The 13876-nt window shown below is 70.7% G+C and carries 9 protein-coding genes; 4 read left to right on the top strand and 5 right to left on the bottom strand.

Annotated elements, in window-relative coordinates; genetic code table 11:
- Positions 1 to 34: 34 nt before the first annotated feature.
- Positions 35 to 778: an arylamine N-acetyltransferase family protein gene (locus FJV41_RS09895; protein WP_141642192.1), complete on the top strand. Its 744-nt coding sequence runs from the start codon at positions 35 to 37 to the stop codon at positions 776 to 778.
- A gap of 13 nt (positions 779 to 791) precedes the next feature.
- Here FJV41_RS09895 and FJV41_RS09890 read toward each other — a convergent pair whose 3' ends face one another.
- The gene (locus FJV41_RS09890) at positions 792 to 1763 is read right to left on the bottom strand and encodes a DUF6624 domain-containing protein (protein ID WP_141642191.1); all 972 of its coding nucleotides are present in this window, start codon (positions 1761 to 1763) and stop codon (positions 792 to 794) included.
- A 302-nt stretch (positions 1764 to 2065) separates the two neighbouring features.
- Between FJV41_RS09890 and FJV41_RS09885 the strand changes: the two genes are divergently transcribed.
- A complete protein-coding gene (locus FJV41_RS09885) occupies positions 2066 to 5725 on the top strand; it encodes a DUF3857 domain-containing protein (RefSeq protein ID WP_141642190.1) in 3660 nt (1219 codons plus the stop codon).
- Between the two features lie 53 nt (positions 5726 to 5778).
- Here the strand turns inward: FJV41_RS09885 and FJV41_RS09880 are convergent, their stop codons facing one another.
- From FJV41_RS09880 to FJV41_RS09870, 3 genes are all read right to left on the bottom strand, one after another.
- Entirely contained in the window at positions 5779 to 6987 is a 1209-nt protein-coding gene (locus FJV41_RS09880) for a serine hydrolase domain-containing protein (RefSeq protein WP_141642189.1), read from the bottom strand.
- 159 nt (positions 6988 to 7146) lie between these two features.
- Entirely contained in the window at positions 7147 to 9315 is a 2169-nt protein-coding gene (locus FJV41_RS09875; RefSeq protein ID WP_141642188.1) for a bifunctional alpha,alpha-trehalose-phosphate synthase (UDP-forming)/trehalose-phosphatase, read from the bottom strand.
- A gap of 14 nt (positions 9316 to 9329) precedes the next feature.
- Positions 9330 to 10478 carry a hypothetical protein gene (locus tag FJV41_RS09870; RefSeq protein WP_141642187.1) on the bottom strand — a complete coding sequence of 383 codons (1149 nt, stop codon included), beginning with the start codon at positions 10476 to 10478 and terminating at the stop codon, positions 9330 to 9332.
- Between the two features lie 137 nt (positions 10479 to 10615).
- On the opposite strand from FJV41_RS09870, the gene FJV41_RS09865 reads away from it, so the two are divergent.
- Both FJV41_RS09865 and FJV41_RS09860 read left to right on the top strand, forming a co-directional pair.
- On the top strand, positions 10616 to 11827 hold the full coding sequence (locus tag FJV41_RS09865) for a sensor histidine kinase (protein ID WP_141642186.1): 1212 nt from the start codon (positions 10616 to 10618) through the stop codon (positions 11825 to 11827).
- Complete coding sequence (locus tag FJV41_RS09860) at positions 11824 to 13176, top strand: sigma-54-dependent transcriptional regulator (RefSeq protein ID WP_141642185.1); 1353 nt, start codon at positions 11824 to 11826, stop codon at positions 13174 to 13176. The genes FJV41_RS09865 and FJV41_RS09860 overlap by 4 nt, the downstream gene beginning before the upstream one ends.
- A 22-nt stretch (positions 13177 to 13198) precedes the next feature.
- Here FJV41_RS09860 and FJV41_RS09855 read toward each other — a convergent pair whose 3' ends face one another.
- Entirely contained in the window at positions 13199 to 13693 is a 495-nt protein-coding gene (locus tag FJV41_RS09855) for an SgcJ/EcaC family oxidoreductase (protein ID WP_371746186.1), read from the bottom strand.
- Between the last annotated feature and the right edge of the window lie 183 nt (positions 13694 to 13876).

Genomic DNA, 13876 nt, shown 5'->3' with positions numbered 1-13876 from the left:
CCACCCACCGGGTGGACCGCGCTAGACATGCGCCATGTTCGACGCCGCGCGATACATGGAACGCATCCAGGCCCCCGCCGACGCGTCGCTGGCCACGCTGCACCGGGCGCATCTTGAGTCGGTGCCGTTCGAGAACCTGGACATCCACCTGAGCCGCCCCATCCGGCTCGACACGGACGCCCTCTTCGACAAGGTCGTCACCCGCCGCCGCGGCGGCTTCTGCTACGAGCTCAACGGCCTGTTCTCACGGCTGCTCACCGCGCGTGGCTACCGCGTCACGCCGCTGTCCGCGCGTGTCGCCTCCGACGCCAGGGACGGGACGTTCGGCCCGGAGTTCGACCACCTGACGCTCCAGGTGGAGGACGGGGGCGAGAAGTGGCTCGTCGACGTCGGCTTCGGAGAGGGCTTCCTGGAGCCCTTGCGCCTGGACGAGCGCGGCGTGCAGACACGCGCCGGACGCGACTACCGGCTGGCCGCCGACGGCGCGGGGCTCTTGCTGTGGCGCGACTCGGAGCAGGGCTGGGAGGCGCAGTACGCGCTCTCCCTCGTCCCGCGCGCGCTGGAGGACTTCACCGGCATGTGCCACCACCACCAGACTTCGCCGGAGTCCATCTTCACGCAGCGACGGCTGTGCACGAAGGCGACGCCGAAGGGCCGCGTCACCCTCAAGGAAGGCGCCCTCGTCATCACCGAGGGGAAGGAGCGCCGCGAGCTGACCGTGCTGGACGAGGACTCTCGCCGGCGGGCGCTCGCGGAATACTTCGGCGTCGTGCTCTAGGGCCCGCGCGAGCTTACGGCTTGTTCATCGCGGCCTTCATCCGCTCGACGCTCTGGATGTACTCCTCCACCGAGTCGAGGCCCACGGCGGCGCGACGCGCGTTCACGTTCGCCGGGTCCTCCAACTGCTTGGGCACCATCTTCCCGTCCACCGGCTCCAACTGGGTGCCGTAACGCTGCGGCTTGTCGGTGTTCACCAGCACCCGGTCGGTGAGGTACGCGAGCTCCTTGGCCGACCCCTCGCCTCGCGCCACGGCCTGCTCCAGCATCGGCAGGACCTGCTCCTGGAACGCCACGTCCTGGTCCGCGTGCTGCACCATCAGCCACGCGCTGAAGGTGGCGCGCGCGCCCACCAGGGCCTTGCCCGGCCAGCCCCGCTTCGCGATGACGTCCTTGAGGAAGGCGGTGTTGCTGGCGTCGACCTCGCGCATCTTCGTCTTGACGGCCTCGTCCTTGAAATTCGAGGCCACGAGGAGCTTGCGCACGTCCTGGTCCTCGTCCGCGCGCTTCAGCAGCTCGTCGCGCAGCGCCGGGTCCGCGGCCTCGTACTGCTTCGCGTCGGCCGCGGCGACTCGCTGTGCCAGCGGCGCGAAGCCAGGCAGGCTCCGGAGGTTGTCCAGGTCCGGGTCCTTCGCGAGGTGCTTCGCGTCATTGAAGCCCTCGTCCACGGCGCGCTCCAACCAGACCAGCCCCTCCTCGTTCACCTTCGCGAGGGAGGCCACGCAAGCCGCGGTGTAGGCCAGGCTCTTGCCCCGCGCCCCGCCCTCCCAGGCCGTCCGGAACAGGGCCAGCGCGCCCGCGTTGTCGCCCTTCCGGGACAGCGCATACCCCTCGGAGGCCGCCTTCATCGCCTCCGGCGTGGCGACGGGCTTGGGTGCCGGGGGCTTCGCGGAGGCGGCCTCCGGAGCAGCAGGCTCCGAGGCGCTCCCTCCGTGGGCACAGGCCATGAGGTTCAGCGCGGTGAGCAGGATGACGAGACGACGCATGGGGCTCCGGGGGGTGTGAGGACGAAGTCGGGCGCTCCAGGGGCTTCCTCGGGGGCGCCGGGAACCGCAGTGTAGGCGGGGTTTTCGAGACCCCAAGCCCCTGACTTGCCCCGCGCCACTCCAAACCCACCCGCACCTACCCCGTTCCCCTCCGCACGCTGGGTGACGTTTTCGGTTGCCTGTCCGCCATCCAGGGCCGCATGCAGGGGAAGGCCCCAAAGGGCCCGCCTGTTCATCGGCGTCGGCGGCCCCGGAATGCGCGGGGCCTTCGCCCTACACGCATGTCGCACCGAGGAGAACGGATGTCCCGCTTCACATGGCTGGCCGCAGTCTTCGTGCTCACCTGCCCCCTCTGGGTGCAGGCCCGGCCCGCGGCGGACGAGACGGCCCGCTTGTACGCGGCCGAGGCGCTGAAGCAGGCCTCCTCGCCCCGGGGCGCCGCGGGTCTCCTCCGGCTGCACTCGCTGGTGGACGAGGTGGAAGACCTCACGCCGCTGGTGAGCACCTACTCCTACGTGGCCTCGCGGCGGCAGTTCGACGCGAACACGCGCGCCACCGCGCAGCTGCTCCTCTTGGACACCGAGCGCGCCCGGGGCCGGCTGACGCGCGCGGGCGAGGTGAAGCAGTGGATGGGCTTCCTCGGCGACTATTACGTCGTCGGCGGCTTCGACAACGAGGGCAAGTCCGGGTGTGACACGGACTTCGGCCCGGAGGCCGCCAACCTGGACCTGGCCGCCAACTACGCGGGCGCCAAGGGCCGTCAGGTGTCCTGGCGCAAGCTGACCGCGACCACCGCGGACGGCTACGTGGACCTGGCCACCGCCGTGCGCCCCAACCGCGAGGCCGTGGCCTACGCCGTCACCTGGCTGGAGTCCTCACAGGAGACGCGCGTGGCGCTCGGCCTGGGCACCTCCGGCGCCTTCCGCCTGTGGGTGAACGGGCAGCTGGCCGCGAAGGAGGACCGCTACAACCTGCCGCGCCCGGACCAGTCCCGCGTGTCCGTGAAGCTGCGCAAGGGCCTCAACCGCGTGCTCCTCAAGGTGTGCCAGGAGACCGGCCCGCTGGGATTCTACCTGCGCCAGGAGTCGCCGTCCGTGCGCGCGTCGCTGCCGGCCAGGGCGCCCGCCATCGAGCGCGGCGCGGCCCCCGCTCCGCAGACGCTGCCCACGCTGACCTCCGCGCTGCGCACCCTGGTGGAGAAGAACCCCAACGACGCCACCCTGCATGGGGACTACGCGCGGGTGCTCGGCTTCTACCGGGGCTTCGATGACCGCGAGCACACCGCCACGGTGGAGGCCACGCGCGCCGCGGAGCTCGCGCCCAAGGACGCGCGCCTGCAGATGCTCGCGGCGAGCCTGCAGCGGGATGACCTGAACGAGCGCCGCCGCTTCCTGGAGGCCGCCGTGGCCGCCGACCCCACGCTGCCCGAGGCCCGCGTGGCCCTGGCGGACCATGAGATGGAGCGCGGACACCCGGAGCGCGTCATGGCGCTGGTGGCGCCCGTGCTGGAGAAGACGCCCGAGGAGGCCTCCGCCCGGCTGGCGCTGGCCCGCGCCTACGAGGCCCTGGGTGAGCGTCCGCGCGCGCACGCGCTGGTGGAGGAGGCCTTCCGCCATCAGCCCCGGCAGCCGCGCGCGGTGCGGACCGCGGCGCAGATTTCCCGGCAGCTCGGCCGCCATCGCGAGGCCATGGACCGGATGCGCGTGGTGCTGGCGCTGCGCTTCGACGACACCGGCACGCGCCGCGCGCTGGCCGCGCTGCTGGCGGACTCCGGTCAGGTGGAGGCCGCCGAGCGCGAGTACTCGCAGCTGGTCGCCCTCAACCCGTTCGACAACGGCGCCCGCGTGAGGCTCGCGGAGCTGAAGGCCAGCAACGGCGCGGTGGAGCCGGCGGTGGCCCTGTTCGCGGAGGCCCGTGCCCTGTCCCCGGATGAGCCGGAGGTCTACGAGCGCGAGGGTCGCGCGCTGCTCGCCGCCGGCCGCCGGGAGCCCGCGCTGGCCGCCTTCGAGCGCTCGCTGGTGCTGCGTCCGCAGAACCCCGGCCTGAAGGAGGCACTGCGCGCCCTCAAGGGCGAGGGCGCCGGCGCCGGCATGCAGCACGTGGTGGACGCCAGGCCCCTGGCGAAGGAGGCCGAGGCGTACGTCCACGAGGACGCCATCTACCTGGTCGACAACACCTTCGTGCACGTCCAGAAGAGCGGCCTGTCCAGCCGGCTGATGCAGATGGTGGTGAAGGTGCAGAACGCGCGGGGCGTGGACGCCTTCCGCACCATGCCCATCACCTACTCGCCGGACCGCCAGGAGGTGCGCGTGCTGCGCGCCCGGGTGACGAAGACGGACGGCTCCGTGGTGGAGAGCTACGGGGAGAACGACCGCAACATCAACGAGCCGTGGACGGGCATGTACTACGACGCCCGCGCCAAGGTGCTCTCCTTCCCGTCCCTGGCCGCCGGCGACACGCTGGAGGTGACGTACCGCCTGGACGACACCGCGCAGGAGAACCTCCTGTCGGACTACTGGGGTGACGTGGAGAGCGTGCAGGGCGTCTATCCCAAGCTGCGCTTCCAGTACCTGGTGGAGATGCCCAAGGAGCGCCCGCTCTACTGGAACAAGAGCCGGCTGCAGGGCGTGGAGAGCGCGCAGGAGTCGGTGGACGGCGGGCGCGTGCTGTACCGCTGGAACGCGAAGCACGTGGCCAAGGTGGTGCCGGAGCCGGGCATGCCGGGCTGGGCGGAGGTCGCCCAGAACCTCCACGTCTCCACCTACCAGACGTGGGACCAGGTGGGCCGCTACTGGTGGGGCCTCGTGAGGGACCAGCTCCAGCCGAACTCGGAGCTGAAGCAGACGGTGGACCAGGTGCTCACGGGCGTGGACCGGAAGAACGAGCTGGCGGTGGTGCGCGCCATCTACAACTTCGTGGTGACGAACACGCGCTATGTCGCGCTGGAGTTCGGCATCCACGGCTTCAAGCCGTACCGCGTGGACCGGGTGCTGTCGCGGCGCTTCGGTGACTGCAAGGACAAGGCGAGCCTCATCCACGCCATGCTGCGGGTGGCGGGCGTGGACAGCCGGCTGGTGCTCCTGCGCATGCGCAACCTGGGCGCGCTGGACGCGGAGCCCGCGAGCCTCGCGGCCTTCAACCACGCGATTGCGTATGTCCCCAAGTTCGACTTGTACCTGGATGGCACGGCGGAGTTCCACGGGGCGAAGGAGCTGCCCAGCGCGGACCGCGTCGCCAACGTGCTGGTGGTGGAGCCGGACGGCAAGAGCACCTTCCTCACCACGCCGGAGGCCAGGGCGGAGGACAACGCCACGGGCCTGAAGATGGACGTGGCGCTGCGCGCGGATGGCAGCGCGGAAGTGACGGGCGCCAGCACGGTGAGCGGCCAGAGCGCGCCGGAGTACCGCCGGGCGTACCGTCCGGAGGCCACGCGCAAGTCCACCTTCGAGCGGGCGTGGGCGCAGAGCTTCCCCGGCCTGACGGTGAACGAGGTGTCGCTGAGCGACACCACGAAGCTGGACGATGACGTGTCCATGGACTTCCGGATGAGCATCCCCCGCTACGCGGAGGTGATGCCCAACGCGGTGCGCTTCCTGCCCTTCGGCACGGGCCGCACCTACCAGCAGGCCTTCGCCCCGCTGGCGGAGCGCCGGTTCGACCTGGTGATGCAGAGCCCGTGGGTCAACAGCTTCAACCTGCGCTACACGCTGCCCGCGGGCTGGTCCGTGACGGAGCTGCCGCAGGCGGTGGAGGAGACGAACGCGTTCGGCCGCCTCAAGCTCACCTACCGCGTGGAGGAGGGCAAGCTCGTCGCCGAGGGTGAGGTGAAGCTCTCCGTCGCGCGCGTGAAGGCGGACGAGTACCCGGCGTTCAGGGACTTCCTCGGCCGCGTGGACCGCGCCTTCGCGCGCCGGGTCATCATCCAGGGCCCCGGCGGTCGCACCGCGTCCCTCGTGCGGTAGTTATCCGCCGCGGCCTCCGCTCGCTTCACGCGCGCGGAGGCCGTTCGCTTCGTTCAAGGACGGGGGGAACGGGCGGCGAAGGTGGTGGCGACGATGCGGTCGGCGATGGCCGGCCGCTCCTGTCCCATGTGCAGCGTGTTGACGGAGTAGACCAGGCGCCGGCGCAAGTCCCGCGTGGCCCCCATGCCGTTGTTGTAGCCGTGCCGGTCTCCGCTCTTGCCCCACAGCGTCAGGCCGTTGACCTCGAAGCGCGTCAGGCCCGCGCTGTAGCTCGCGCGCCCTCCGCCCAGGGTGGGCACGTCCGGCACGGTGAAGAGTTCCTGGAGCTGCGCGGGTGGCAGCAGCCGGCCCCGGAAGAGCGCGGAGAGGAACGTGTCCAGGTCGGCCGTGGTGGAGATCATCTCCCCGGCGGCCCAGGGGATGGACTGGTTCGCCTCGGTGATGTCGACCAGGTGCACCGTACCGTCGGCCTTGGTGACGGCCTCGTAACCCCTGGCATGAGGGCCGGGAATCGTCGGGTCATTGCCGGGCACGGACGTGTCCCGCAGGTCGAGCGGCGCGAGGATGCGGTCGCGCACCGCGTGGCTGTAGGGCCTGCCGGTGACCTTCTCGATGAGCAGCCCCGCGACGAGGTAGCCGATGTTGCCGTACTCCTGCTGGGTGCCCGGCACGAAGCGGGGCCCGGGTGGCAGCGCCAGCGCGACGAGCTCGCGGGGCGACCAGCGGCGGAACCGGTTGTCGAAGAACCACTCCGGGTCCTTGGACGGCAGCGGGACGTTGGGCAGGCCGTGCGTGTGATTCAAGAGCTGACGCACGGTGATGAGGCCGAAGTTGGGAGGCAGCAACCCGGGCAGGTAGTGCTGCACCGGGCGGTCCAGGTCCACGCGGCGCTCCGCGGCGAGCTGCAACACCACGGTGGCGGTGAACGTCTTGGTGATGCTGCCGATGCGGAAGCGCGCATCCGTGGGCACGGGCGTGCCCGCGTGGACATCCGCGACACCGGACGCGCCGAGCCAGCGTCCCGCGGTGCCATTGATGCGGACCTGCGCCGCTGTCGTCTTCGCGTCCGGCAAGCCGGCGATGGCTTGCCGCAGCGCATCCCGGTCCAGGGGGGCCAGGAGCGACTGCTCCCAGTCCAGGCCCTGTTCACTGGTCTCCACTTCGTTGGCGACGGCATCGTCACCCGGGCCACATCCCGCCCCGGAGAAGCTCACCACCAGCACCGCTGCACCCACCCGCAGACCACGGCGCGGGACATCCATGTTCCATCTCCCCGTGAAAATCCGGCCCGGAAGCAGAACACCAGCGGAGAGGGAGCCTGTCACCCGACTCCTCGGCATTTCGTGGAATGTCCTACGACTTGCCAACGAAACCGTCGAGCCCCGGCCTCGACGTCGCCCCCGGGTGCGGAGGCCGCGCGGTCAGGTCTCCACGAGCGCGGCCAACAACTTGCGCACTTCCTCCGGGCCGCTGACGCGGTACGTGGCGCGCGAGGGTTTGTTGCCCGCGTGAATCGTGAGCCCGCCCTCGGGCATGGCCGCGAACATGTCCTCATCCGTGCGGTCATCACCCACGGCCACCACCAGCGTGCCGGGCGACAACTGGCGAGTCACCGCGTCCACGACCCGGCCCTTGTTCACGCCATGAGGCCGCACCTCCACCACCTTGTCACCGGGGAGGATGTCCACGGGCCGCCGGGCGAAGGTCTCCGCCAGCTTCAATCGCAGCTCACGGGATTGGAGCGCGCCGAACTCCGGGTCCACCTGGCGGTAGTGCCACGCCAGCGACGCGGACTTCTCCTCCACGAACGAACCGGGGACGCGCGCGGCGAACTCATCGAGCATGGGGCGCGCGGCGTCCTTCCACTCCGCCGTCACCCCGTCGAGCATCCGCCACGCATCCCCCGGCCTCGAGCGGGACCACAGGCCGTGCTCCGCGTGCAGCCCCATGGGCAGCGTCCCGAACCACGACTCCAGCGTCTCCTTGGGCCGGCCGCTGACCACGCTCACCGTGGTGTTCGGCCTCGCCACCAGCTTCGCCAGCAACTCCCGCAGGGCATCATCCGGCGCGGCCAGCTCCGGCCGGGGCGCGAAGCCCACCAGCGTCCCGTCATAGTCGAGCATCAGCGACAGGCGCTCCGCCGACTTCATCACCTCCAGCGCCTCATCACCGCCCTTGACGTCACGCACGGAGACCGAGGGCAGCCCCTGGAGCCGGCCCAGGAAGTGGGACACCCACCAGTGCACGTCGTGGGCCTTCACCTGCGCGCGCAGGGCGCGCATGCGCTCGCGGCGCTCGTGCTCGCCCATCTCCAGCGCCTGCTCGATGGCGTCCGCCGTCGACTCCACGTCGTAAGGGTTGACGGTGAGCGCCTTGTTCAGCTCGTCGGCGGCACCGGCGAGTTCGCTGAGCACCAACACGCCGTCCTCGTCCGGCCGGGAGGCACAGAACTCCTTGGCCACCAGGTTCATGCCATCCCTCACGGGCGTCACCAGCATGACGTCCGCGGCGCGGTACAGCCCGGCGAGCTGCTTCTCGTTGAAGGAGCGGTAGAGGTAATGCACCGGCACGTTCTGCACGCTGCCGTACTGGCCATTGATTCGGCCCACCAGCTCGTTCACCTGCTCGCGGTACGTGGCATACGCCTCCACCTGGGTGCGGCTGGGCACGGCCACCTGGATGAACCGCAGGCGTCCGCGCCACGCGGGCTCGCGCTCCAGCAGGCGCTGCACCGCCAGCAGCCTGCGGGGGATGCCCTTGGTGTAGTCGAGCCGGTCGATGCCCAGCAGGATGCGCTGTCCCTCCGCGGTGCGCCGCAGCGAGGCCACTTCCTCCAGCACGCTCACCTCCTTCGCGAGCGAGTCGAAGGAGTCGGAGTCGATGCCCATGGGGAAGGCGCCCACCCGCACCTGCCGCCCCTGCCACATGATGCTGTCGACATCCGTGTCCAGGCTGAGCTGCCGCAACAGCGAGCCGGAGAAGTGCCGCACGTAGCTCACCGTGTGGAAGCCGATGAGGTCCGCGCCGAGCAGGCCCTTCAGCAGCGCCTCCCTGCGGGGCAGCGTCCGGAAGATTTCCGACGAGGGGAACGGGATGTGGTGGAAGTACCCGATGCGGGCTTCGGGGAGCCGCTCGCGCAACATCCCCGGCACCAGCATGAGCTGGTAGTCATGCACCCAGATGGTGTCGCCCGGCTGGTACTGCTTCGCGGTGAGGTCCGCGAAACGTTCGTTGACCTTGCGGTACACCTCCCAGTCACGGTCCTGACGGGGGATGCGGTCCAGCATGTAGTGGCACAGCGGCCAGAGGACCCGGTTGGAGTAGCCCTCGTAGTAGCGGCTCACCTCGCTCGCGGTGAGGTGGATGGGCACGTAGCGCTGCTCGGCGAACTGTTCCTCCACGCGCGTCCGTTGGCTTTCCGACAGCCGGGACATGTCCCCGGGCCAGCCAATCCACTGGCCGCCGGAGCGCTCATGGGGTCGGCGCAATCCCGTGGCCAGTCCGCCGGCACTGCGCACCACGGCGACGCTGTCCTTCTCCACCTTGACGGTGACAGGGAGACGATTGGAGACGAGCAGGAGTCGAGGCATAGAGCCTCTGACCCTTATTCACTCCCTCCGCGAATGACCATCGTCGAATCGCGCGAGGTGGCGATTGGTGGACCCTCTTGCACGGAGCGCGGCGCCCAACCGAGCCGGGCCAACAACGCGGGCTGGCGGCCCGGTTTCCAGATGAACGCATCCAGCACGTAGTGCGTGGCCTGCGGCAACGCGAGCAGCGGCACCACCAGCGCCAGCAGGTCCGGCGAGAGCCCCACGTCCGCGCCTCCGAAGAAGCCGGGGCGGTCATGCCAGATGAAGCGGTCCCACAACAGTTCCTCGGTGAACGCCAGCGCCACGAGGAACAGGAGGAAGCCGGGCAGCCCCGCGCGCAGCACGGTGCCCGCGGCGCCATATCCGCCCTCCTCTCCGCGCCCGCGCGAGTAGCGGAACAGCAGCGCGAAGTACGGCACGCCGTGCAGCACCACGTTCATCACCGTGAAGGTGAAGTCATCGCGCGCGAGGACGATGCCGCCGAACCACGTCACCCACGTGGCGCCGACGAGGAGCACCTTGCCGACCTGGAGTCCCTCGCCGCGCGACACGCGCAGGCTCTGGAAGGCGACCCACGCCACGAGCACCACCGCGTGCAGCGCCAGCGCGAGCGTGCCCATCCATGCGGGAAGGCCCGGGAGGAAGTCGCCCTCCACGAACCACCAGAACGCGCGCGGCAGGTTCGCATGCCACCACACGACGGGGCCCACGGTGGCCGCGTAGATGGCGGCGGCGTCCAGGCGACGCTCGACGTCGGAGGCTCGCGCCTTGCGCGTGTACAGCGCGACCCAGCCGTACTGCTGACGGACGAAGTGGAACAAGGCCACGTAGGCGAACAGCGTCCAGAACGCGCCCGGTGACACGTGGTGGGCCAGCACGCCCACCACCCAGGCGACGAGGGGGGCGCCCAGATACAGGCCGGGCCGCTGGCGCAGTTCGTTCGGGTCCAGGTAGGTGCGGAACAACGTGGACCAGACGTGGGCCACGTCCACGCAGACGACGAGCAGGAGCCACGCCCAGAGAGGCGTGTCACCCACGGCCCCCAGCCAGGGCGCGGCGAGCACCATGGCCACGGAGACGAGCGCACTGCCGGCGAAGACGGCGAGGTCCACGCGCGGACCGAACAACCAGCTCTGAGAGGGCGCGAGGAAGCGGGGCATCCGGCCCGTGAGGCTATCAGCACTCAAGCCCAGGTTGGGCGACGGGCCGCCGGAGCGGTACAACCCGAGGCAAGCGCGGCGCGCGTCCCGCGTAGTGCGCCTGTCGCCCTCTTGCCGTGAGCCCACCCGCGTCCGCCATGTCCTCGACTCCCCCGCCCCCTCGCTTCCGTCGCCGGCTGCTGGCGGTGATGCTGCTCGCGGGGCTCGTCCCACTGGTGCTCCTGGGCATCGTGGCCCAGGGCGCGCTGGAGCGGGTGCTGTCCGTCTCCGTGGCTCCCGTGGAAGCAGTGCTGGATGACGTGTCCCTGGACCTGGAGCGCCGGGGCCTGCCTCGCGGCTCCCTGGATGAAGCGCGGCTGCATCTGGCCCAGGCGGAGCTGACACGTCGGGCCCTGGTGCGGCGCGTGCCCGCGTTCATCACCCTCCTCGTCCTCGTATCGGGCGGCGTGCTGGCGGTGGCCGCCGTGCTGCTCGGCCGTGCGCTGACCCGCCCTGTGACGACGCTCACCGAGGGCATGTGGGCCTATGCACGAGGCGACCTCTCCATGCGACTGCCCGCCACGGACCCGCCTCGCGACGAACTCCAGTTCCTCCTGGGCCAGTTCAACCGCATGGGCCAGGAACTGGTCGCCCAGCGCGAGCGGCTCAAGTCCGCCGAGCAGATCGCCGCGTGGCAGGACGTCGCCCGCTCACTCGCCCACGAGCTGAAGAACCCACTCACCGCGATGAAGCTCTCGCTCGCACGGCTGTCTCGCGCGGACACAGGCTCCCCCTCTGACGCCACCCGCGTCACCGAGTCCGTCGCCCTGCTCCAGGAGGAAGTGGATCTGCTGATGCGGATGACGCAGAGCTTCTCCACCTTCGCGCGCCTGCCCGCGCCGCGCTTCCAGGACGTGCCTCTGCGCCCGCTGCTCTCGGAAATCTGCGCGCTGTATGCGGAGACCTCGCCCGTGCCGGTGGAGCTGGTGCCCGGTCCAGATGTCTCGCTGCGCGCGGACCCGGACGGCCTGCGCCGGCTGTTCGGCAACCTCGTGAAGAACGCCACCGAGGCCTCCCCCGAAGGCGCGCCACCCGTCCGTGTCGCGCTGGAGCCCGCGACGGAGAGCGCCGTGCGCATCACCGTGACCGATGGTGGCAGCGGCGTGCCCACCGTGCTGGAGGGAGCGGCCCTCACGCGCGGTCTCTTCAGCACCAAGCCCGAAGGCAGTGGGCTGGGGCTGCCCATCTCCCAGAAAATCACCCACGAACATGGCGGCACGCTCCGACTGGAGCCCGCGCCCGGCGGCGGTACGCTCGCGCGCGTGGAGCTGCCCCTCCTCCCTCCTTCGTCCCCCGTGCCCACGACATGAAGCCCGGCCCCCGAATCCTCGTCGTCGACGACGACCCTGGCGTCCTCAAGGCCCTGCGCGGCCTCTTGAGCGACGAGGGCTTCACCTCCGTGGAGGCCCGCTCCGCCGCCGAGGCCACCCGCGTCCTCGAAGCCCCCGAGGGCCTCCCCGCGATGATGCTGCTCGACCTGCGCATGCCGGGCGAGACGGGCCTGGAGTTCCTCGCGCGGCTGCCGCGTCCGCTGCCCGTGCCCGTCGTCGTGCTGTCGGGCGAGGCGTCACCATCAGAGGCCGCACAGGCCCTGAAGCTTGGCGCCACGGACTTCGTGGAGAAGCCGCCGTCCCCCGAGCGACTCGTCACGGCGCTGCGCAATGCCCTGGCGCTCGGCGCGCTCCAGGAGGAACGCGAGCGACTGCTGGATGCGCTCGCGCGCCCCGGTCATCTCGTGGGCGACAGCCCCGCCATGGGGGCCTTGCGGCAGCTCATCACACGCGTGGGTCCCAGCGACACGGCGGTGCTCATCACCGGCGAGACAGGCACAGGCAAGGAGCGCGTCGCGCGGGCGCTGCACCTGGCGTCGGGACGCAAGGGCCGGCTCGTCGCCGTCAACTGCGCCGCGATTCCCGCCACGCTGCTGGAGAGCGAGCTGTTCGGCCATGAGAAGGGCGCGTTCTCCGGCGCCGTGAATCGACGCGCGGGGCGCATCGAGCAGGCCCACGGCGGCACGCTGCTCCTCGACGAGATTGGAGACATGCCGCTGGAGCTCCAGGCCAAGCTCTTACGCGTGCTGGAGACGCGCGAAGTGGAGCGACTCGGTGGCTCGGTGCCCGTGCCCGTGGACGCGCGCATCCTCGCGGCGACCCATCAGGAACTGGCCCGCGCGGTGAAGGAGGGCCGCTTCCGTCAGGACCTCTTCTTCCGCCTCAACGTCATGCCCCTGCACATCCCTCCCCTGCGCGAGCGCCCCGAGGACCTGCTCCCGCTGGCGCGCGCCTTCGCGGCCGAGTTCGCCGGACCGGAAGCACCGCTGGTGCTGGCTCCCGGCGCGGAGACCGCGCTGCGTGCGTACCCGTGGCCGGGCAACGTGCGCGAGCTGCGCAATGTCATCGAGCGGCTCAACCTGCTGCGAGGCGGCGGACCGCTGACGCTCGGCCCCGAGGCAGTCTCCGCGCCCCAGGCCCCCGCGACAGCCGCGCGCCCCAGCCTCGGAGAGAAGAGCTACCGCGAGCACGTGGAGGACTTCGAGCGGGACCTCATCCGCGCCGCGCTCCTCGAAGGCGAGAGCATCGCCGGGGCCGCGCGGCTGTTGCAGGTGGACCGGGGCAACCTCTACCGACGCATCAAGGCGCTCGGGCTCCCGGTGAGCTGAGCGCCTCGACACCTTCCCCGCGCTACGGCCGGGGCTTCACGTCGGTGTTCTGCGCCGCGACGATGCGCCACGTGCCGCCCACGCGATTCATCACGTACCGCATCTGGGTCCGCAGCAGTCCTGGCTCCGTGTTCTGCACGCCGGGAGGCAGGCCCTGATGCCCCGTCACCTCGTGCGTGGTGTCCACCACGGCCACGTCGCTCGCGGGGAAGGCGACCCGACGAATGGTGACCTTGCTCTGACTGCCCTTGAAGAGCGTCTGGAAGATGGCCGCGTGGCGCTCCTGAATCTGCGGCTGGCCCTCGTACAGCGTCCCGACGATGTTGATGAAGTCCGCGTCGGGCGCGAAGTCCTGGGACCACACCACCGCGTCCTGGCGGTTCCACGCCTGGGTCTGCACGTCCACCATCTGGCGGATGGCCTGCTCGTCCCTCGCATGGTCGACATGCGCACAGCCCAAGGGCATGAGCAGCAACGCGCACGCCAGGGCCAACCGGGTGGGAACACTGCGATTCACGGTGAAGCTCCTTGCTGGAAGAGGGCCCGGCAGCCTGCCACAAGCCCGAGTGAAGCCGGGTTCCAGAGTCACCCGCACCCGCACTCCCCGCGCGATTCTCAGCGAGCAGGAAACCCCGAAAGCCCTGGGTGCGATAATCCCTCCGGACCCACCCCCAGGTCGCCCCTTCAGGAAGAGCCGCCC

This window comes from Myxococcus llanfairpwllgwyngyllgogerychwyrndrobwllllantysiliogogogochensis (assembly GCF_006636215.1).
Taxonomy (GTDB): domain Bacteria; phylum Myxococcota; class Myxococcia; order Myxococcales; family Myxococcaceae; genus Myxococcus; species Myxococcus llanfairpwllgwyngyllgogerychwyrndrobwllllantysiliogogogochensis.
This window is presented reverse-complemented; position numbering and strand designations above follow the sequence as displayed.